The 22,960-nt window shown below is 33.7% G+C and carries 20 protein-coding genes and 1 pseudogene; 10 read left to right on the top strand and 11 right to left on the bottom strand.

Translation table 11 applies throughout. The annotated features are described in order from the left end of the window. Window positions 1-244 precede the first annotated feature (244 nt). From fad_RS04190 to fad_RS04165, 6 genes are all read right to left on the bottom strand, one after another. Window positions 245-937, bottom strand: coding sequence for a class II glutamine amidotransferase domain-containing protein (locus fad_RS04190; protein ID WP_155951110.1), 693 nt, complete (start codon window positions 935-937; stop codon window positions 245-247). Between the two features lie 210 nt (window positions 938-1,147). Further along, window positions 1,148-1,837, bottom strand: coding sequence for a class II glutamine amidotransferase (locus fad_RS04185; RefSeq protein ID WP_081142064.1), 690 nt, complete (start codon window positions 1,835-1,837; stop codon window positions 1,148-1,150). A 94-nt stretch (window positions 1,838-1,931) separates the two neighbouring features. After that, window positions 1,932-3,299, bottom strand: coding sequence for an ATP-binding protein (locus fad_RS04180; protein WP_155951109.1), 1,368 nt, complete (start codon window positions 3,297-3,299; stop codon window positions 1,932-1,934). A gap of 257 nt (window positions 3,300-3,556) precedes the next feature. Then, window positions 3,557-4,780, bottom strand: a complete 1,224-nt coding sequence (locus tag fad_RS04175) for an MFS transporter (RefSeq protein WP_081142060.1) — start codon at window positions 4,778-4,780, stop codon at window positions 3,557-3,559. Between the two features lie 10 nt (window positions 4,781-4,790). After that, on the bottom strand, window positions 4,791-5,549 hold the full coding sequence (locus fad_RS04170; protein WP_009887969.1) for a sulfite exporter TauE/SafE family protein: 759 nt from the start codon (window positions 5,547-5,549) through the stop codon (window positions 4,791-4,793). A 116-nt stretch (window positions 5,550-5,665) separates the two neighbouring features. Further along, on the bottom strand, window positions 5,666-6,319 hold the full coding sequence (locus fad_RS04165) for a hypothetical protein (RefSeq protein ID WP_009887967.1): 654 nt from the start codon (window positions 6,317-6,319) through the stop codon (window positions 5,666-5,668). Window positions 6,320-6,649: 330 nt separating this feature from the next. On the opposite strand from fad_RS04165, the gene fad_RS04160 reads away from it, so the two are divergent. Then, window positions 6,650-8,599, top strand: coding sequence for a DEAD/DEAH box helicase family protein (locus fad_RS04160; RefSeq protein ID WP_081142058.1), 1,950 nt, complete (start codon window positions 6,650-6,652; stop codon window positions 8,597-8,599). Here the strand turns inward: fad_RS04160 and fad_RS04155 are convergent. Continuing rightward, window positions 8,538-9,652 (bottom strand): annotated as a pseudogene (locus fad_RS04155) (RNA-guided endonuclease InsQ/TnpB family protein). The gene fad_RS04160 and the pseudogene fad_RS04155 sit on opposite strands and share 62 nt — an antisense overlap. Before the next feature lie 369 nt (window positions 9,653-10,021). On the opposite strand from fad_RS04155, the gene fad_RS04150 reads away from it, so the two are divergent. Continuing rightward, window positions 10,022-11,239, top strand: a complete 1,218-nt coding sequence (locus tag fad_RS04150; protein WP_081142056.1) for an MFS transporter — start codon at window positions 10,022-10,024, stop codon at window positions 11,237-11,239. Window positions 11,240-11,256: 17 nt separating this feature from the next. Here the strand turns inward: fad_RS04150 and fad_RS04145 are convergent, their stop codons facing one another. The 3 genes from fad_RS04145 to fad_RS04135 form a co-directional block, all read right to left on the bottom strand. Then, the gene (locus fad_RS04145) at window positions 11,257-13,032 is read right to left on the bottom strand and encodes an alpha/beta hydrolase family protein (RefSeq protein WP_196795620.1); all 1,776 of its coding nucleotides are present in this window, start codon (window positions 13,030-13,032) and stop codon (window positions 11,257-11,259) included. A gap of 273 nt (window positions 13,033-13,305) precedes the next feature. Next, entirely contained in the window at window positions 13,306-13,599 is a 294-nt protein-coding gene (locus tag fad_RS04140) for a TA0938 family protein (protein WP_081142052.1), read from the bottom strand. Next, window positions 13,580-14,476: a thiaminase II/PqqC family protein gene (locus fad_RS04135; RefSeq protein WP_155951108.1), complete on the bottom strand. Its 897-nt coding sequence runs from the start codon at window positions 14,474-14,476 to the stop codon at window positions 13,580-13,582. Before fad_RS04135 ends, fad_RS04140 begins: the two co-directional genes overlap by 20 nt. 106 nt (window positions 14,477-14,582) lie before the next feature. Here fad_RS04135 and fad_RS04130 point away from each other — a divergent pair, with 106 nt between their 5' ends. The 8 genes from fad_RS04130 (at window position 14,583) to fad_RS04100 (ending at window position 20,780) form a co-directional block, all read left to right on the top strand. Continuing rightward, on the top strand, window positions 14,583-14,915 hold the full coding sequence (locus tag fad_RS04130; protein WP_155951107.1) for a hypothetical protein: 333 nt from the start codon (window positions 14,583-14,585) through the stop codon (window positions 14,913-14,915). A gap of 92 nt (window positions 14,916-15,007) precedes the next feature. After that, a complete protein-coding gene (locus tag fad_RS04125; protein ID WP_081142048.1) occupies window positions 15,008-16,432 on the top strand; it encodes an MFS transporter in 1,425 nt (474 codons plus the stop codon). A 188-nt stretch (window positions 16,433-16,620) separates the two neighbouring features. Then, on the top strand, window positions 16,621-17,076 hold the full coding sequence (locus tag fad_RS04120; RefSeq protein ID WP_236940611.1) for a type IV toxin-antitoxin system AbiEi family antitoxin domain-containing protein: 456 nt from the start codon (window positions 16,621-16,623) through the stop codon (window positions 17,074-17,076). A gap of 82 nt (window positions 17,077-17,158) precedes the next feature. After that, complete coding sequence (locus tag fad_RS04115; RefSeq protein WP_081142046.1) at window positions 17,159-18,319, top strand: IS256 family transposase; 1,161 nt, start codon at window positions 17,159-17,161, stop codon at window positions 18,317-18,319. Between the two features lie 34 nt (window positions 18,320-18,353). Beyond that, window positions 18,354-18,515, top strand: a complete 162-nt coding sequence (locus fad_RS09435) for a hypothetical protein (RefSeq protein WP_155951106.1) — start codon at window positions 18,354-18,356, stop codon at window positions 18,513-18,515. A 4-nt stretch (window positions 18,516-18,519) separates the two neighbouring features. Further along, window positions 18,520-19,314, top strand: a complete 795-nt coding sequence (locus fad_RS04110) for a nucleotidyl transferase AbiEii/AbiGii toxin family protein (protein ID WP_081142044.1) — start codon at window positions 18,520-18,522, stop codon at window positions 19,312-19,314. Between the two features lie 147 nt (window positions 19,315-19,461). Beyond that, a complete protein-coding gene (locus fad_RS04105; protein ID WP_081142042.1) occupies window positions 19,462-20,034 on the top strand; it encodes a type IV toxin-antitoxin system AbiEi family antitoxin domain-containing protein in 573 nt (190 codons plus the stop codon). After that, window positions 20,031-20,780, top strand: coding sequence for a nucleotidyl transferase AbiEii/AbiGii toxin family protein (locus fad_RS04100; protein WP_081142040.1), 750 nt, complete (start codon window positions 20,031-20,033; stop codon window positions 20,778-20,780). Before fad_RS04105 ends, fad_RS04100 begins: the two co-directional genes overlap by 4 nt. A gap of 71 nt (window positions 20,781-20,851) precedes the next feature. On the opposite strand, the gene fad_RS04095 is transcribed toward fad_RS04100, so the two are convergent. Next, window positions 20,852-22,948, bottom strand: coding sequence for a thermopsin (locus fad_RS04095; protein WP_081142038.1), 2,097 nt, complete (start codon window positions 22,946-22,948; stop codon window positions 20,852-20,854). Window positions 22,949-22,960: the final 12 nt, after the last annotated feature.

Here is a 22,960-nt window from a genome sequence, read left to right as displayed (position 1 = left end):
TTAATCCGGATAATTGAACTTTTTGTGGAATATAAAGGTCCAAGCATTTTAATAATTTATGTAACATTCTCACACACGGAACGGTTTTGCTTCTATATGCGTTATTTATACAGTATCAGCAACAGTATTTTACATTGGATATAAGATGCGTTGCCACCTTTCAATAATGTCCCGCAATTAAATAAATGATCTACTAATACAAGTGTTAAATCTATTTAAAAAAAAGTAGATATTATTGTAACAGTTAATGTATTTCTTCAAGATTCGTCATAGATTGTGTGTTAACCCTGGCATATCTATCTATCCCGTACAGGGTTAATGTTGATGAAACGACTGCCTTACCATGGGGCAATACTGCAGTATACATGTCGAGGTAATCACTTTTGCTTTTATAATGGTAAAAATTTTTAAAATATATTGTACCGCTTCTACTCTTCTTATCCAGATTAAGAATTATCACATTTAGAGAGCTTTTAGTATAATCCTCAAGATCAGATATGCTATTCAGGCCATTCTTATTAAGGTATTCAAGTGCAGCCTCAGTATCATTATATACGCCCTTAATCCCCAGATTCTCCATTAATTGTTGCTTATCTACAACTCCATTATGCGCCATATACATAACCTGATTTCCATTGGAAGCTATGAATGGATGTTCAAAAATTGGAGAGATTAAATCCTTGTCATGTGCATTCAATGCATGGAATATAGCATATATCTTTCCATTAAATTCAGGCAAATTTAATTTTTCTTTATATATCGGCTTTGTAGACCTGAAATGAAATAGGTTATCTTCCGTATAAACGGCAATTCCAAATCCATCATCATGGCTCGAGTAACCATATTTCTCCCCTATTTTATCCTTACGTGAGGCTTCTATCAAGGCAGAGTAAAGCTCATCCAGCTCCTCATTGGAATACCCCACATAACCAAACATTCTGCACATATAGAATATATAAGGTTTCATAATATAATAATTATGAGTTACCGTCAAAGAGGCCCAATTTAGGAAGTCTGTATTCATCTTACTCAGACTAAGTGAAATCCATATCATAATATTGCCCGCAAAAATGGTATTTTATAAAAAAATAAGAGAAAACTCAGGTTTGCAACATTTAACAATCATATAAATTATTAGAAGAACAAATTATAATTCCATAAGTTTCCCAAAGGGAACTTTTTCATCTGTGTTTATACCATGCAACCTCAATGTTGAGGAAATTACGGCATCACCATGAGTTAGGTGCACTTTATACATATCACTATATTCATGTTTATCTTTATTTATATAGTAATTTAAATAATATAATGACCTTTTTTTATCAGTTTTCGAAATAGATAACATCAGAAGGTTTAAGGATGATGTTGTGTAATTTTTCATAAGATTATTTATTGTATCTGAATTAATTCCATATTTCGAAATATACTTTAATGCCAGTTCTGAATCAGAAGCGTCATACCTGTAATTTAATTCCTTTTTTAATTCATCTTCAGATACAGAACCATTATGTGCAAGATAGATCAGATTATTGCTATAGTCATCCATAAAAGGGTGTGAATACATAACTCCCATGTGTTTTTTCCCCGAAGCCTTTCTTGCAAGGAAAATGGCATACATATCTCCAGTGACCTCGGGCAATTTCACATTTTCTTCATATATGGGGTTTTCAGATCTATAATAGTAAATATTTTGCCCGTTGTATATTACGTACCCGAAACCGTCGGGATGATTTGCATACCCGAATTTGCTTCCTATTGTATCATTTCTTGCAGATTCTTTCAAGGCATTATATAAATTATTTAATTCTTCCTGTGAATTGCCTTTATAGGCAAACATCCTACACATGTAAATATATAATTTGATTGAATATATAATTTCTTATTTTAAAATTAAATATGATATTCGTTCTGCACGCTTGACCGGATTATCTCTATTTATTCAATTTTTTTATTATCTTATTTATATCGGCAAAATCCACATTGATTGCTTCGTTACTCTTTGTTTTAAAAGATTTTGCAATAATCATATAATACTCTTTATTCCTTTTAATATTAACACTTAATGATTTATATTTTAATTCGTTGTATATTTTTATTCCGTCAACATCTGGTACAAATTTAATTTCTATAAAGACAACATCATTTTTGTCGTTAGTAGCAACTCCATCTATTTCAACATCTTTATGCCAGAATTTGTTAACCTGGAAATTGTGAATCGGGATAGGTATTATTCCCCTGGAAACCATTTCAAGTGCAATTCTTTCAAAGGTATGCCCGTAGAATGTATTTAAATTATTATTGATTTTTTTAAAAACGCTCTCAATATTCCCCAGCTCCAGGTCAGACCTATTTGGATCTACAAACTTATAATAAAAATTTAAAAAATAATCATTAATTTCATAGATTCCACGCCTTTTTTGATTAAGAGGGATAATATATTTGATGAATCTACTGGAAATAAGGGTTTCCAGATACCTGGAGATATTTCCGGAATCTAGATGGAGTGCATTCTGCAGCTCTCCATATGTATTTTTACCCTCCGATATTCTTTTTAAAATCATTTCATATATCCTGGGTTCCCGGAATTCTTCTTTCAACAGTATTTTTGGTTCTTCATATAATATCTCCCCCTTTGAGAGTATTATATTTTTGATATTCCATTCAATATTCTGATTTTTATCTATCAGGGAAAGGTAGAATGGGACATTTCCAAAAATTGAATGTATTTTCACAATATCTTCGAAATCTCCAGGATAAAAATATTCTATTAAATTCGGATCGAAGCCAGATATTTCTAAACTACCGGTTCTCCTGCCATATACCGGCGACTTGAAATTTAAAATCTCATCCTCCATCATGCTTATGCTTGAACCTGAAAAGATAATAAACAGTCTGGAATTTACCATTAATTCATCATATATTTTCTGGAATATGGATAGAATACCTTTATTTAATGAAACTAGATAGGTAATTTCATCTAATGCTATTATGATTTTTTCATCTTTAATTTCATCTATTAGGTATTTAAACAGGGTAAACAGGTCCACTTCAAGATTCAAAAAATACGACTTGCCTGTAATACTGGAAAATTCTGATTTTAAATATGTTATATTCTCCTCTATACTGTCTGCTGTGCATAAATGATATACCGTCTTTTTTCCGGAAATAAACTCTTTGATAAGTTCAGTTTTTCCTATTCTTCTCCGGCCATATATTATTATTAATTGTGGTTTATCCTCATCATATTTTTTATTAAGAAAATTTAATTCATATTTCCTGTTTATAAATTGCTGTATCATAATTATCATAATTTGATTACAGGTTAATATAAAAAGTTATTTACTAATATCAGGGGATAAGACAATATAGAAATTGAATAGGCTCATTAATATAGTTAGCTGACTCTCTATGAATCCAGACATAGATAGGCTCTTTAAATGCTGTTCTGGATAAAATGACCGGGGATTTCCGGTTAACAATGTTAAATTATCTTCTATTGTTTATATGACTATTTATGTTTAAATTCTTCCTGTCCTTGCATTGTTTCCGTAATGCACTACCTTTTTCCATGGCACATTAATAAAGATTCTTTTTTATATCTTAGTCTTATCATTGAAATCATACCGGCGAATGCGCCGATTGAAAGAAATGAAAATGCCCAGTGCCAGCCTACAATATTTCTCAATATATCTATAGCATAAATTGATCCAACGGTTATTAAAAAACCTACAGCCATTTGAAACGTTAATGCACTCCCCCTTATTGCATCGTTACTTAATTCTGTGACAGCGGTAGAAAATTGTGCTGAATCTGCTATGGCGGTTATTCCCCAGACAATACCTACAATTATTGTAATATACGGGACAGCTCTATATGTTAATCCTATTAATATGGCGGCTGTTCCGCTTATACTGAGGTATATGGACGTAGATAAGGTTCTCCCTATCCGGTCAGATATAACCCCACCAAGGACAGACCCTGTTACACCGGATAATCCTATAATTGAAAATGAAGCAATTCCCGTTATAAACAATAACCTGCTTCCCGTATAATAAAAGGCAAAACTTGATAGGAGAAATATTGGAATCCACGTCCACATAGCATACAGTTCCCACATGTGTCCAAAATAACCGAAATTTGCAAGCATCACCGGTTTATTTTTTATTATCTGTTTTATTGTATCCCATTTAAATTTAGGTGCTTTTATCTGATTTTTATCATCGTGCAAAGCAAATAAAACCATAGCCCCACCCAGAATGGATAACAACGATGAAAATTCCATCAATGCCCTCCATTCCGTAATAAATGGCAAATCCAGTATTATATGTGGCAATGCAGTTCCAAGCGTTAGCCCGGCTATTACTATACCAAGTGCTAAACCTCTTCTCGTGGGAAACCAGCTTGATACAATTAAAACTGCCACAGGGTAAACCCCTGCCATCATAATTCCGGTTGATAGCATTAAAACCATTTCAATTAAAAAATGGCGATATAATAGAACAAATAACAGCGTAAATATCGCACTCATAATTGAAGAAAAGGTGAATAATTTTCTTGGGTTAACTTTATCAGCCAGCCCCAGAGTAGCACTTATCAATGCACCCAGAACAAAGCCTATCTGTACCATTAAAGTTACAATAAGGGTACCTAATCCGGAAATACCCCATACAGGTTCCAGTTCGGGTGCTATGGTGGATGCACTAAACCATAAACTCATCACCATCAATTCAGAAACGCTCATTATTATGAGAACAAACCATTTATATTTTTTAGCCTCCATACAACCACCACTATAAAACTATCTGCACAATTCCTATAATTATAAACACAGTTCCCAGGATTTTATATGTTGATAAGGGATTTATGTTATTTCCAATTCTGGAAAAGATAAGTCCAGATAATATTGATATACTGCCTATAATGAGAGCCGCTATTATCATGATATGGCCGGCAATTAGATACCCGACAGTTCCGGAAGAAGCAGATATAATCATAGAGAAGGTAGATGTTCCCACAGCTGTTTTTATATCAAGTTTTAATATTAAAATTGATATTATCAAAAACATTATTCCACCACTTGCTCCAAGTATCCCGGTTGCAAGCCCTACCGGTATTGTAATCAATACAATTTCCCAGGGCTTGATATTTAATAATCTTTGAGTATCTTTGGTATTTTGCATTTCTTTTCTTCTTATGAGTGAATAAATACCCATAGCAATTATAAAAACGGCAAAACCAATTTTTACAGATTCAGCTGGAATAAGAAATGCTATTCTTACACCAATCTGTGAACCTATGATAGCTCCCAGGATCATAGGTATTCCCTTTTTGATATTTACCCTGCCACGTTTAAAATATACATACGCAACCATAACTGATGTAATTACATCGATTAACAGGCTTGTGCCAATGGCCTCCTGGGGTAATTCAGAATTTATAATTATCAAAGCAGGAACAACAGCAACAACTCCACTGGAACCAAGTACACCGGTTAATGCCCCCACAATTATTCCCAGTATGATGAATTCTAAATAGAAGAGATAGAACATAAATATATATTTTAATTTACTATTTAATAATTCTTAATTGTGATTTACTATTTATAATAATCTTAAATGAGATTAACCCCGATGCAACGCCCTAATATAAAAATTTCAGGATAAGGTTAAAGGTATCTGTTTGATTTTATTGCTTCTATTAATCTCAGCACCATGGGAAGATACCTTGCGCTGATAAATAATTCAAAGCCGTCATTTGATATCATAAGCTGTGAAACATTTATGTAATTGAATGACAAAGTTTCCATAAAGGTCTGTATTGATTCCTCATTTATTTTCTCCCTGTCTATTGTTATGTTAATTTCTATAAAATCACCATATAACTTTTCAGGATATGTTTTTTTTATATTTTCCGGTGTTTCCCCTGAAATCATAACCCACATAGTATGGCTCTCTGGCGTTATACGTATTGCACGTGAATAAGGATAATATGCTCTCATAGCCTCATCGTCATAATCACAGTATAAAAGTGAAAGTCCTGTAATAATATTAATTTTCATGTCAGAAAAAGGGTTGTTTGTAGTTTTTTGCCTGGTAGCATCATAATCTTTCCTTAAAATTGTTGAAATTGTATTAATTTTGGGGGTATAATTATATTTCTCTTTTATTTGATTCTGGATTATACGTGATAATGAATTATAATTAACAACACCTGTATTGAGCATCCATTTAAAGGCTTTATTTTCATTTAGAATGTTAATTACGTCATTTTTAATGTTTCCCCTTTTTGTTACTTTTGGTTTTTTACCGGATTGCTGCATATATGCATATATTCAGAATCTATATATAATAATTATTGGATATTATAAATTTCATGCAAATCAAATGGTATTTTCCCTATCAATATAATATAGCCATTATCAAAGCTATGGAATTATATAGCAAATCCAGGCAAAGTATCTTGAGCATTCAATAAACTTATTAATTTACACTTTTCCGCATATCAGGCAATTTAAAATATACCGGTTAAGTTGAATTATAATGCGATTTCCATGGTAATATTCAATTTTGTCTGTTCAGACTGCTTATAAGGTAAATTAAAACTTCGGAAATAGAAATATTATTATCAATTGGAAAAATGCAATAAAGTTATGCTTGAAAAGGGATTGTATGAAAAACTGATAAATTTTTGCCTGAGAAATGAGCTAAACAATAACACAGAAATTGAATCACTGGAAAAGGCACTTGTTAATGATCAACTATCACGGATATTAGCTGCATATGTTGGTGAAAGAACGAAACATAGGCTGGACATTATGGAAGATAAACGTCTACCTGTTTCAGACCGTCTGGATTTCGTCAATAATCTTTTAGATAAAATAAACAGCGATGGGAGAGAAAGTACATCCAAAGAGAAAATTCATATCAATAATCCTCTGGACAAAATAAGCAGCAAGACAGAACAAAATTGTGATAATATAGAATCACCCCCAAAGATTTTGCTTTCCGCATATCCTAAAAATAATGAAAATAAAAAAATCGATTTAACAATCAGGCCGGACACATCTGTTGCATACAGTTCCCTTTTCACCGGTTCATCAAATGAGCCACAATTTTATTATGAGTTGCAGAAAGAGATACAAACATCTGATCAGGTAGATATGCTGGTATCATTCATAAAGTGGACTGGATTAAGGTTAATAATAAAAAAGTTGAAGGAATTTACAGATAATGGTGGGAAATTAAGGGTCATAACAACCACTTACATGGGAGTAACGGATATTAAAGCTATTGAAGAATTAGCCAAATTGACCAATACAGAGATAAAGATATCATACGATACAAAAAATACAAGGATGCATGCGAAAACATATATATTCCTAAGAAACACAGGATATTCAACAGCTTATGTTGGCTCTTCGAATCTCTCAGGTGCAGCGATATCCAGTGGACTTGAATGGAACTTGAAGATAACAAAGATTGACATGCAGGATGTTTTTGATAAAATAGATGCAACTTTTGATTCATACTGGAGTTCTGAAGCGTTTGAAAGTTTCTCGCCGGATCAACTGGCTCGATTAAACAAAGCCCTGAAAAATGAATCTTCAATTAACAATAGCGGCAATGAATATTCTTTTGATTTTCATCCCTACCCATATCAATCAAAAATCCTGGAAGAATTGAGGGCAGACAGGCAATTACGGGGAAATTACCACAATCTTGTTGTTTCAGCTACAGGTACTGGAAAAACCATCATTTCAGCATTTGATTATAAACAATTTGTTAGAGAACATCCTGATAGCTCCAATCGCCTTCTCTTCATAGCCCATCGGGAGGAAATCCTCAAGCAAAGCATTGCCTGCTTCAGAAATGTGCTGAAAGATCCTGAATTTGGAAATTTATATGTTGGGAACTACAAACCATTATCAGATGAACATCTCTTCATGTCAATTCAGACATTTGAATCTATAAGACCAGATCTACAACTGGATAAGCATTATTATGATTTTATTATTATTGATGAATTCCACCATGCCGCAGCTAAATCCTATGCAAATCTCCTGAATCATTTCAATCCAGAAATTATGCTTGGACTTACTGCCACTCCAGAAAGGATGGATGGAAGGGATATCCTGAAATATTTCAATAATCATATTACATCAGAAATAAGGCTTCCCGAGGCTATAGATCAGCATCTTCTCTGCCCATTCCAGTATTTCGGAATAACAGACTCTGTTGACCTTGAAAACATAGCATGGAAAAAGGGCTCATATGATGTATCTGAACTGGAGAACTTATACGTTAAGAATAGTGGAGCCAGAGAAAGAGCTAAATTAATCATAGACGCTGTACGGGAATATAGCACAGATATTGACAGCATGAAAGCCCTAGGATTTTGCGTTACAAAAGCCCATGCAAAGTTTATGGCCCACTATTTCCAGGAATCTGGAATACAATCCATCGCATTAACAAGCGACTCCACACACCAGGAAAGAAATGACGCCAGAAAAAAACTTGTGTTCGGTCAACTACCCACAGCTAAAGCAGTGAGCTTGCAACTGGGCTGTCACAATGGACAAAAAAATCACCCGCTACAATAGGCTGGTTGGCAACAGCCCTGTTCCTGATATTAAGAGAAGCAATATAATCTGCTTCTCCCTTTACTCCACAGGAAATGCATTTAAATATAGACCTCTCAGGCCGGTTCTTTTTAGAAATAGTATGGCAGTTGGGGCATTCCCTGCTTGTGTTGTGTGGATCTCTAACAATAACGGGAATGCCTGCTTCCATAGCTTTGTACTCAATAAACAGCCTGAGCTGGTAGAAAGCCCATGAATTATGGATATATCTATTTCCTTTCTTAACAGTTTCCCTCATTCTTATACCACTGAGATCTTCAATGGCAATAGCGGAAGAGGTGCCCTTAGCTTTCTTTACAATATTTTTAGATATTATATGGTTGGTATTTGTAGCAAACCTATGCTCCTTTCCTGAAAGCTTCTTAAGATGCCTTTTCGCTGATCTGGTATTTACTGATTGCAATCTGGAGCGTAGATCTAAATTGTGTCCCCTTACTTCCTTTACTTTTTCTCCGGAATAGTATTTTCCGGTGGAATCAACGGAGATGTTTACTATACCCATATCTACCCCTATGATATTCTTAGGTTTTATAGATGGTTGTTCGGGTACATCAACACTTACCATTAGATAGAAGAGCTTATGCCTCCTTACAAGGTCACATTGGCCCCTCATTCTATTGAATGGTATTTCACCGTATTTTCCAATGGTTATGAGTATTTTTATTCTTCCATTGATAGTGTTAAGGCTTACTTCATCCATGCCTTTAAAGCTCATAACTCTCTGGTCATATACTATTGAACCGTATTCACGGAACTCATGGAATACTGATCTATCAGTTAAATAAGTGTCCACAACCTTTGCAATAACTCTTATGGTTAACTGTGCTGATAATCCGAATTTGTTTCTAATATCATAATATACTAATTTCTGGAGGGGTATTTTATTATATATTTTATTATCCCAGCTATTTTAGAGACAAAATTACATGCTTCATTGGATTTTTTGAATGTGCTAAGGAGTATGTTTTTCTGATTATCGTCTGGAAGCAATTTAATTTGAAGGGTTTTAAGCACATTATTCAAATATAAATTCAATATATGAAATTGTCGCAATCCCTCCTATGACTGAAGTCATAGGCTTCCTTGCGAGGGGATCATGAATAATGCCATAATAGAACTGTGGTGAAAATCTTTAGACAAGGATGTTTAAACCATATCTTAAGGGAATTAATGAAACCCTAAAAAATCAGAGAAGATAGGTTATAACTACATTATACAGTTAACCCTCAGGCAGCGAAATAACCTTAATATTGAGATAAATATATAATATCTTGAAATCGCTCTATTATATATTTTTTAATAGTGCATATAGGAAATAGTTATGGAAAGATAGGAATATAAAAACCTTAAAAACACTTAAATAGTATAGAACCATGCTAGAAAGTGTCATTAACAGCCAGAGAAATAGGAATTAAAAGTAGATTAGGCCTGTTTGTTATTTTTGTAGCAGGAGCGTTGCCTGCTTTGATTGTGGATTTTGATGGGTCAGCCTACACATATGCTGCACCATATATAATTAGTAATGTACACCTGCCTCTGTATTTTTTAGGAATATTAATAAGTGGATACGCTGCTGGAATAGCCATATTTAGTTTAATAGGGGGATTTCTGTTCGATCGTTTTTCACCAAAAATCACGGTTACAGTTTCCATATTAATATTCTCTATCTTTACTATAGCTACCGGTTACTCTACTACGGCTATTGAAGTCTTGCTATCCAGATTAATAGTAGGTTTTGGTGTCGGGATGTTTCAAGCATCTTCAATTGGTGTCCTGGGCGATGCAAATCCGGAATTTAGGGGAAGCGGAACGATGCTATGGGGCGTACTTGCCGGAGTAGGAACTACAGCGGCTCCCTATATTTTCCTGCCATTCCTGCCTGATTATCATCTACCATTCCTGATATCTGGAGTTCTTGGCTTTATAGTAGCAATCATATTCTTCATGATTATACCATCTGTTTTCAAAAAAGAAACAAAAGCGAAGAATCCATTGAAACTTGCCCTTAATAAATATACTATATTTCCCATACTGGCTATGTTTTTCTTCGGCTTTACTCTTCTAAATATGCTCGGCTATTATTCAGAATTCCTGTTGACTATTATCAAATTTTCCAGTGCCGAGGGAGCAGTTTTAATATCAATGCTGGGTGTTGGTGGAATAATTTTCGGGCTTCCGGCTGGATTTGCAAGCGATAAGATAGGAAGAAAACCAATACTGGTAATTGGAATTCTGCTTGTATTTATTGCGATTGTGACCATAACTTATGCCCCTAAGAATTATATAGCATTTATTTTCCTTACTATTATGTTTGGAACCGGATGGTCAATATTTTCAGTGCTAACTCCAGCCTCCGGACAGGATATGGTAAAAGATGAGGCAGTTGGGAGCGCAAGTGGAGCAATCCTTATGTTTTTCAACATAGGCGGAATAATAGGCCCACTGCTGCTTGCTTCATACATTACTGTAACCACATTCAGATCTGGAATGCTTTATTTTATGATCATACCGGCAGCAATAGCACTTATAATAACCCTGTTCATGAAATTCCCGAAATCAACGAAAGAGGTTGCAAAGGAACAGATTAAAGAGGGTTTATAAATTTTATAACTTTAAAATTAATTTTTTAAATATTTATCAAACCAGGCAAGTTTTCTTGTAAGCCTGTCCTTCATATTTTCTGGAACTCCTGATCTGGCATGTTCATGGTTGTCTCCAGGATACCTTACCAGTTCTGCATCTACATTGTTAAGCTTCAGGGCAACATAAAACTGCTCTGCCTGTTCAATCGGGCACCTGTAATCCTCTTCTCCGGTTATTAGCATAACTGGCGTTTTTACATTTTTAATATAGCTGATCGGAGAATATTCCATTAGCTTTTTAATTCCCTCAGCGCTGTAAGGATCTGTTATCTTTAACTGCAAAGTATTGAACCAGTAACCTATGTCACTGGTTCCTACCATGCTTAACATATTGGAAATGCTCCTTTCAGAAATCCCGCACTTGAATATATTGCTGTGTGTCACTATCCAGTTAGTCATGAATCCACCATATGAACCACCTGTAACGGCGAAATTGTCTACAACTTTATATTTTTCCATAACGCTTTTCATGGCTTTTTTAATATATTCAAAATCTTTGTTTCCCCAGTCACCCACACATTCTTCTTCATATGGCTGGCCGTATCCGGTACTTCCAGGAGGATTTGTATAAAGTATATTATACCCATTCTGGTAAAAGTATTGGAATTCTATATAATACAGGTAACCATATGCAGTTTGAGGACCGCCGTGAATGAAAACCAGCGTTGGTGCAGCAGGGTCTTTCAGCATAAAGAAGTATTCTCCATTATCCATTCCCTCTACATACGGTGCAATCCCTGCAACTTCTTCATTTATGTTGTAGCTATCGCCATTAACCACCATTGAAGGATGCTCCGGGGTTGAATAGATATATGATATCTTTTCCTTCCCTGAAACGCCAGCAACATCAAAATCTATCAGTTTGCCCCTTACCTCAGTTCTCTTTGTTACCTTCTCTCCTTCTATAGCGTATATGCTGGATGAAGAACCTTCCTGAGCTATGGCATATAATACATCACCGTTATATTTCATTTTATAAGAAGGCGTAAAAAATAGGTCAGTCAAAATTGAATCATTGCTATCTTTTCCTACCAGTAGATATTTTCCCTCTTCAGGGTATGCTATCCTGTTTACTTCCCACGGATTCAAATTTTCGTGCATAGAAACGGCTATACGCCCCTTATCTGAAATTGAATACCCATGTATTACACCGGGCTTTCCGGTAATTTTTTTGATTTTATTGCCATCTTTATTTATTTCATACAGGTTAGACATCCCATCATCATCACTTTCTTCAGTCGTTTGAATAATAAATCTTGAATTATTGCACTGTATATCTTCAACATCAAAATCTCCAGAATATATTTTATGGGGAGCTTTATCTACAGCATAAAGGCTGTACTTTGATCTGAGCAACCCTCTCCCGTTAAACCTGTACTTAATTCTTGTAGTTGCAAAAGGTTTACTATCATCCGTTTTTTCCAATGCTATAACAAAAATTCCATGTTCTGAGATTAAATATTTTTTAATTTTGTAAAAAGTGCATATTATTTCAGGCTCTGACAGGGATTTTAATTTCATTAAAGTTTCAGTTTCCTCACTGTATTTGATATAATATAGAACGCCGTCTTTATAAAATGGCATTTTTTCAGCGCCACCATTTGTAACCTGCATTATATTTTTAGAAACAATGGAATAAATATTCGATGAATATTTAGTGCCCTTTATGTATTTTTCAGTGAAAAATGTTTTATCACCCTCTGTTACAATCTCTCCGGCAAGTCTAATACTGTAGGCTTTTTCTGCATCCATAATTTTCATATAATGATTATATTTAAATATTTTTTTATTAAATCAATGGTATAGCGCCATTGATTGAATCACGTATATAATAATTTAAATTCTATGAACAGGCAACAAAGATATTCATAATTTACAAAAATAATGTACCTTATCACACAATACATATTCTTTTAATTTGGTGCTATTCATTTCTAACATAAATCAGCAATACCTTTGTAAGCAAAGAAATAAAGATATATTGTTAAATGTAGATATTTTAATTCATCCTTAAACCTTATAGATTCATAATTTTTTATATTCCATTACTCTTCCATCACCATATGTCCTGTAATAATATTTGAATTCTTCATTTCCGGATTTCGCTGTACATGTCCTTCCACTGCTATAATTTCCATGTAATTCCAGGTAATCTATTTTGTTCCACCCTGTTTCATCCTTAACCTTGTTTACCATGCCTTCCAGTATATCTGCACATATATTGCAGCAGAAAAACATGTTTTCTCCTTCTATTTCCCTGTAGTATTCTCCCCAGGTTGCATTGCATAATGCGCATCCCTCAGTATTGTTTGTTTTCAATCATCTCACCCCTTTCAATCCTTGCCTCCAGATAGTTATAAAACACATAGGTGGAAGCCAGATAGGCGTCCTGTATATTTTCAATATTGTAATCCCTGCTGTATTTTTCTATAATATTTAATGCCCCCATGGAATGTGCATTATCACTATGGTAACCTTCCATAAGGAATGCCTTTACAGTTTCCGGCACATTATTGTTGTCAAAGGCATCAAGATTGAAGTAATTATATCTAGCTCCGTATGGCCTTAATGCACTATTAGCTATAAGTTCAAGGGAATGCATTGCAGCCATAATTTCTATCCACTCATTCTTCTGTGCTATTTCACGCCATCTGCTAATTGCTTTTTCGGTGTTTTTTAGTGGTTTTGTTTCCATTATCTTCTTTCTGCTGATTCCGAAGCCTTCAGCCATGTCGAGCAAAAGTTCAATGTGTGACTTTTTGCCGTTTCCAAAGTATTCTGTTGTCATATTCTCCATTTCATATGTCTGGACATCCTTATAGTCAGTTTTGGATATTACAGCGGAACATGACCTTACCCATTGCTTCAGGAAAAAATAATGTTCTACAGCATAGCCCTCCATGATATATTTATTATAATCCTGCATTTTTATTATAAATGGATGCGGATTATTTCCCCTGTATTCTGAAACGAACCTATTAACTATCCATGATTTTATTCCTTCGCCATTGAGATCGTAAAGGTTTCTAAATAATAGTTCTAAACTGTTTTTATCTGCCTTTGTTTTTGTAATATTCCGGTTCAGCCACATAACATGAAGAGCGTCGCTGTCTTTAGCTTTCCCTGTGAAATGTTCCGATAGTGCCAGAAAATCATTATTGCCGAATTTTAAGTTGCATACAGGGCATATTGCCATAGATAAAAATATGTTAAACAGTATATAGTGTTTCAGCTAACGGATAAAATAACAAAATTTTAAAATAATTATATAAATCTCGATATAAGTGTGTCTGATTTTATAGATGGTACAAAGTTCAATACATACTGACTGTGAGGAAAATCTTGGGGCGGGAATATGTCCCTGTCATTATGGTAATAGGAAGAGCCATCGCGGAGTCAGGGAAATCATGGGTACAAGGGTAATCCTGCACAGAATAGATAGAGCCCGTTTTTTTGGTTTCGAGTATGTTAATTACGGAGGAGTTTTTGTTCCTGTTTCAGATGTAGAAAAGACACTGATTGATTTTAACTATTATCATATAAAACTGAGCGAAGAAACACTGGAGTCGATCAGAAAAAAGATTGATAAAGTAAAACTTCTAGAATACGAAAAAAGGATGATAAAAATTTCATGAGGGGTTTATAACCCGGTTCTTGAGACCTTATCGATCCATCCTCATCCGGTTTATTGCTAAATATTTTAATACCTTATTATAATTTTATCTCAATGGATGCTTCTTTCAAGTTGATTATATCACTTTTGCTTGCCGTTTTAATGGGTGCTGTGGATTCCACCATAGTCCTGCTTGCACTGCCCACCATAACAGATAGTTTAAAAACCCAGCTTTCCCTATCAATATGGATTATCCTGATTTATCTTCTGGTTATAGCTGTGGGTACAACACAGCTGGGGAGGCTTGGTGACATACTGGCAAGAAAAAATATCTTTATTTCCGGCATTGCCATATTTACGATTGGATCTGCACTATGCGGTGCATCAGCAGATATAATAGAACTCATATCTTTCAGGGTTATACAGGGTATCGGAACAGCTATGGTCCAGTCAAACAGTGGCGCAATAATAGCTGATAATTTTCTTCCCAATAAAAGGGGAAGAGTGTACGGGTATACAGCGGTAGGTTACAATGCAGGTGCGATGCTGGGAATAGTTCTAGGCGGAGTAATTACCACATTTATTGGGTGGAGATATATATTTTACATAAATGTTCCCATAGGCATATTTGCTATCTATTACGCGATTAAATTCATTAACAGGAGCACACCGGTAAGGAACAAACTTGATTTGCCAGGTATGTCAACACTTGGAGCTGCTCTAATATCCATATCATATGCGGGTGTAAATATTTCAACTTCCGGCATTACAACATTTAACCTCGCATTAATGGGTTTTGGAGCGCTTTTGATTTTACTGTTCATATACATAGAAACAAAAGTTGCAAAGCCGTTATTGCCATTAAAAGTGTTCAGGATTAAGATATTGTCTTATTCATTATTTGCATCCTTTTTTCAGAGCCTGGGATTTTTAGCAGTTGTGTTTATTATTATAATGTATTTGCAGGGTGTGAGGGGATTATCCCCATTCGACAGTGCATTGCTGTTATTGCCAGGATATGTAATAGGCAGCATGCTTGGCCCATATTTTGGGAGGCTTGCAGACAGGATAGGTTCCCGTATACCGGCAACTGTGGGGCTTTTAATGATGGCTGGTGCTATTATCGTTTATTCATTAATTACTGTGAATTCCACGCTTTACATAGTTTTAATTGCCTCAGGGATTTCAGGTACTGGATCATCAATGTTCTTCCCTGCTAACAACAGTGCGGTTATGGCAAATTCCCCAAAAGAACTTTACGGGATGTCTTCCGGTTTCCTTCGCACGCTGGCAAATATAGGCATGCTGGGAAGTTTTGTTATCTCGGTCTCCATTGCCAGCCTGGGCGTACCCAGAAGCGTTGCGTTTGAAGTTTTTGCAGGCGTTGGCAAACTTGTGGGTGGTGTATCTACATCATTTATGTCAGGAATACATTATTCGTTATATGTTTCTATGGCAATACTACTGTTAGGTGCTTTTCTATCATTCTCGCGGGGGAAAGAGGAAAGGAGAAGCAGTGATATCACTGTTAAAAGTTAAATTTATTTTTATTATTGTAACAAATCATAATTTGAAAACCATGGATATACATTACTTCCGGATGTTTTTACCCTGAATTGCAGTGTTTCTATATTCAATAGACAACATATTTTAAAAAAATATTATAACATATAGTTTATCAATTATGATAAACAATAGTGCTATATACTTAATTAAAATATTGAAATATGAATACAATAAACTTACTTGATACAATTAAAAATGACTATAAAGGCGTGTTCAGAACATATGATATAGAAATAATAGAAAATAGCAATATAAAGTATTCATCACTGGTGGCGAACCGTTTAGTAGAACACGGCTATGCAAAAAGAGCAGGCAGGAATAAGTTCTATCTGCCAGGAACAGATATATTTGCAATAGCCTCTAATATTCTGGAACCATCCTATATAGGGATATCGTCTGCTTTTTCTTATTATAACCTTGTAACTCAGATATACGATACAATATATGTTATTTCATCAAAAAGGCACAAGGATATAGAAATTGAAGGGTATAAAATAAAATTTATAACATTAAAGAATACAAAAATCTACGGTTACCATATAGATAAAAATACATATATTTCTATTTCAGATCCGGAGAAAGCAATAGTTGATGGTTGTGTATGTAATTATGTGTAAATATAAACCCCTCTGTTATCAATGAATTCAATCATTAAATAACAGAGAAGGATACCTCTTTTGTTCAGGGAGGTAATAAAATATGGAAAATACAGATATAAACATATCGGATATTGAGAACATAGACATAGATAAATTATTGAGAAATGCAATAAAGGAAAGAATAGAGAAATTAATGGAAATAGAGTTAAATGCATATTTAGAAAATAATCCAGGAATAAAGAATGGAAAATATAAGAGAGATCTAAAGACAAAGTATGGTGAAATAAAACAGTTAAACATACCAAGAGACAGGGAAAGCAATTTCCATACACAGGTAATAGAACCCTATAACAGATCAATAGGAATGGAGGACCTAATAGTATCAATGTATTCCAATGGCATATCTACAAGGAGAATAGCAGGTATAATGGAGGATATATTAGGAAATAAATATTCTAAATCCACAGTATCAAGAATAACAGATTTAACCATAGAAGAGGTTTATAAGTTTATTAACAGGCCACTGGATAAAAGGTATATAGCAGTATTTTTAGATGGATTATTCTTCTATTTAAGAAGGGGAAATGTGGATAAAGAGCCTGTTATATTTGCATTAGGAATTAAAGAAACAGGAGAATATGAGTTACTGGGATTCTATTTAACAGTTAAAGAATCACATAATACATATAAGGATGTACTGGAAGACCTGTATAATAGAGGATTAAAAGAGCCATTGTTAATTGTAGCAGATGGAATAAAGAATCTGGATGAGGAAGTAATGGAAATATATCCCCGATCAGAGTTTCAATTGTGTACAATACACTATGCAAGAGGATTAAAATCAAATGTAAGGGAGAAAGATATTGATGAAATAACAATAGATGCGAATAAGATGTTTAAATGTGATAATAAAGAAGAAGCTATTATAAAATTCAATGATTTTAAATACAAATGGGAGAACAAGTATCCTAAGGTAATATACAATACTGAAAAGAATCTGGGAAAGCTATTAAGATTCTATAATTATCCTTCCAGTATATGGAGATCATTGAAATCTACCAATGCTATTGAACGATTTAATGGAGAGGTAAGGAGAAGGGTAAAAACAATATCATCATTCCCTGATGAGGATTCAGCAATGAAGGTATTTTACTATAAATCAATAGAATACAATTCAAAGCATGCATTCAGGAAGATGAACGGATATTATAAATGCAATGATGAAATAAAAGAAATGTTCAATAGGAGGTACCCTTTATAAACACACATAATTCTGGACACAATCAGTTGATTCTGTGTATTTAGCAAACCCACCCATTGCATATATAGAAGAAGCTCTTAATAATGGCATTGATAATAAATTAATAGATATAGAAAGATTATTATTTTATTCAGAAAAAGTACACTCAAAAAAAACATATGAAATAGTTCTGGCATTAATTAATAAAAGGCGGTAATTTTATGGATAATATTGAAATCAAGAAATGGAAAGATTACACAAAAATTATGGGATTTAAAAATTCGTACAGTACAGAAAAGGATTATCTTCAGGAAATTGTTCTAAACAGTCTTTTTTATATTAGTCCAGTTAATGATATAATATTTATCGGTGGCACTGCTATTTCAAAAGTTTATGGTTCCGGGAGATTTTCAGAGGATCTTAATTTTATTTTTGATAAAAGTTATGATACAACTGATGTAGAAAATAGAGTTAAAAAAGCAATTAAAGAAGTTAATAATTTTTATCCTATAGAGTATAGTACCCTTAAAAGAAGAGATATGCTTAGATATAATTTAAAAATTAAAGGGCCTTTTTATGAAATGTCCCATAGTGTGAGAGCGATACAGACCATAAAACTGGATATAAATTTGTATGTACGGCCATTTTATAATCCTAAAAAGGTTTTAAGAACTACAATTTATCCAGAAATAAGGCCCTATTTCCTTTTGACATTAGAGGCAGAAGAATTCGCAGCAGAAAAAATAAAAGCAATTATGGAGAAAAAAAACCCTGTTGCCAGGGATTTATATGATTTATGGCTCCTAATCACAAAATACAATGTTAAAATAAATATAGAAATGATAAATTACAAACTGCAAAAATATACGCAAGTTCAAGGATTTAATATAGATGAATTCCTGGAAAAAGTAATTTCAATAGGGGATATCTGGAATACTGAAATGGAAAGTTTATTGAATGTAATTATTCCGTTTGATGCTGTTAAAGATACTGTTATTGATTATATAATTAAATAAAACAATTACGATATAAAATTTTAACATTTGCCAATTTTTTATTATATTTTTCCAAATTATTATACATGAAGAATACGTAATTTTACGAATAATCAGGGAAAAAGTATTTAAGTCACGTGTATATAACAATATTGTTATTGTGGTATGATGAAAGAATTGACATTATACAAAATCAGGGATATGGCATTGAAAAATAATGTTTCGGTATATAATGTAAATGAATTTGCAAATCTAATCCAGAAAAACAATAAAGTAGCTATTGTATACATGAACAGATTAGTTAGGAATAACCTTGCAACTAAGCCTGTAAACGGGAAAATTTCATTTATTAATGACGATTTTATTATGGCATCACAATTAATTTATCCATCGTATATCTCTACAAATTCTGCATTACTATTCCATAAATTGGCGCAGCAGGTTCCTGGTAAGGTGGAATGTGTTACTACGATAAACTCAATAAATTACAATAAATTGGGAATATCATATCATAAAATAAAGCCTGAATTATTTTTTGGATATAAACGGTATAATTATAATAATAGCTATATTTTTGTTGCGAATCCAGATAAAGCAGTCTTTGATGGATTATATCTGAATATTTTTTCAGAAAATGATATTAATGAATTCAAAAATAATATAGACTTTTCAGATCTTATTCGGAATTTAAAGAATATTAAGATAAGAAAAATAAAAAAAATCATGGAGATATTAAAATGATTGATAAGGATGATATAATAAAACTATCAAAATTGCATGGTCTAAGGCCATGGCAGGAGGAAAAAAGGTATATGCTTTCAGTAGTCTTAAATGCAATTTATAATGAGCCTTTGATATTTAAAGGTGGCACATATTTGTGGCTTTTCCATGGTTTACGAAGATTTTCAGAGGATCTTGATTTTACAGAAAATTCAATGTTAAAAGGTAATTTGCCTGATAAAGTTTCGGAGGAGCTGAAATTACAGGGGATTAATAATGAGTTAAAAATTGTTAAAAATGATAATATAACATTATCATTCAGGCTCCTTTCAGAAGGGCCATTGTATACAAATATTTTGAGTATGGTTCCTGTTTATGTTGAAATAAGTAGAAGAGAGAAAATTATTAAACAGGCAATGGCATTAAATTTTGATTTTCCCGAATATAATTTGCCAATAAGAATATTATCAGGAATGAATCTTGATGAAGTGGCAGCAGAAAAAGTAAGGGCAATATATACAAGGAAAAAAGCGAGAGATATATATGATTTATATTATTTAATTTATTTTAAAAAAGTAATTTTTGATCCAGAATTAATTAATATGAAGCTAAAGTTTTATAATATAATTTTCGATAAAATGGAATTTATTAATGAAATATTAAAACAGGAAAAAATATTCAGTAATGAATTAAAACCAATAGTAATGGGAGAAATACCGGAAATACAAAAAATAATTGAAATTGTATCATCATGGATTAACATCTAAAATAGTTTATACTTTAAATATGGAATCCACCAAATAGATACACCTATATATACGGGATTACTGAATATATCTTACTTCTTTCTCCTTATTGCTACTATTGCGGCAGAAATGATTATTGCAATTGCTGCTACAACTCCAATCCCATAATATAGGGTATAATTGTGTTCCGGTGTATATTTAATATTATTAACTGTAACATTTTTACCGTTTACATCTACATTTCCTGAATTGCTTGATATTTTATTTCCATTTACCCCGCTTACGGTGTATGTATATGTTCCATTGTGCAAGGCAAACAGTATGGTATTGTTATCGGACGATTCCGTAGTTCCATTAAGTGTAACTAACCATGTTGTTCCAGCAGGCAATCCTGTTTCAACAAATTTTACAGTGTACATTCTAGAGAATGTTATCGTTGTTGAGATGTTGCCCCCGTGTACAGAGATTCCGGAAGAGGATGGTACGGGTTCATATGGTTCATTTGCAATGGAAGTTCTATATGTATATGTGCCATTTATAAGTGCAAATGAAAATGAATTCCCTGTTATTGGCCCTGATTTCACTGTACTGGATAAATTGACATACCATACTGATCCGCCCGGAAGTCCCGCCTCTATAAATTTAACTTCATAGGTTACCTTAGAGAATTTTATTATGCTCTTATAGGAAGAACCATTTACTACGATATCCCCAGAATAATGTTCGGCTTTATAGATCTTGTCCGGTGTTTCTACTGTATATGTGTATGTATCATTCGCCAGTACAAATACAATGGTATTGGTAACTGATGATTCTGTCTTCCCGTTAATAGTAACTGACCATGCTGTTCCTGCGGGCAATCCTGTTTGTGTAAAGACAACATTGTATTTTGGCGCCACATTTAATGGCAAATATTCTCCAGCTGTAAGATTAACTGTTAAATTTTTATAAAGTATAGTCCCATTATAAATAGATAAATTATATTCACCAGGAGCAAGAGTCAGGTTAACTTCGTGTTTTACGAAACTATATTCCGTTCCGTTTACACTTATACTCCCGCTTGAAAATGGTGTTGAGATATTCAATAATGATATATCTGCTGAACTGTATACCTGTGATAAGGAACCGTCTCCTGCAGTCACATTTTCGAAAATAGTTCCGTTTGACGTGTAATATTCTGCTGTGGATGTAACGTTGCTTATGGTTTCTGCAGTATCACTGCCATAATTAAAGGCATTTGTTATTTCCTGGTAATTATGCCCATTCCAGTATTCTATCCCTAGTTGAATGTTTGAAGACATATCTACGGTTGAAGAACCATCCCCGGGTCCTCCAAGAATGAGTTCTGCATCATAGAAAGAATAACCGTCCGGTTCATAATTATAGCCATCAACAACAAAACTCTGATCTGAAGTTACATTTGTTGCAAAGATAAAAACCGGGCTGTCATAGGTCACCCATCCGTATCCATCATTATACATAAGCTCTACTTCAGGACTTCCGTTTTTCATGGTGCTATTCACCATAAAATTTATGGTTGCCAGATTTGGTAATTTAATATCATTGCCCGGTAAAGTACAGGATGCAATTGAATAATAATAACCGGAATCTGAATAATTGCTAACTGTTCCGGTCCCATTAACAGTAGAATTGTACATGCTTGCACCACTGGATGTCATATTCCAGATATTGTCAATAAAAGTGATAGCCCTGGAGGATGTGTTAATGAAGGCAACGTCCTGGACCCAGTATACATATTTATTATTACTGTTATTAAAAACAAGATTTACATTGAATTGAACGGACATGCATTTATTTCCTGTTGAATTATCTACTACGGACAGATTATAGATTTTAGCTGAACCTAAGAATGATGTTGTATTATATTCATATGGGGTATATCCGCCAAATAAGGTCCCGGTACCAAGTCCGTAATCAGCCATGCCAACAGGGGCAGGCTCATTCCTGTATAAATTCTCCGGGTTTACAGAGGAATAATTACTTTCATTTGAGGGCAATACTGATGAACTGTTTGTCACCCCAGGGCCCTTAGAGGCATGTGAATTAACAGATGATGAAAGCATATCAGTACTATGAGTGGTTATAGAAGAGACGGCCATTAAAACAAATAACAGTGCAATTGCTATGGGAAGTATTTTCTTCCACTTTGATTTTTTTCCGTGCACCATTCATCATTAAAT

The organism is Ferroplasma acidiphilum, from assembly GCF_002078355.1.
GTDB classification, from domain to species: domain Archaea; phylum Thermoplasmatota; class Thermoplasmata; order Thermoplasmatales; family Thermoplasmataceae; genus Ferroplasma; species Ferroplasma acidiphilum.
Note: the sequence above shows the minus strand (reverse complement) of the source record. Positions and strands in the feature narration are given on the sequence as shown.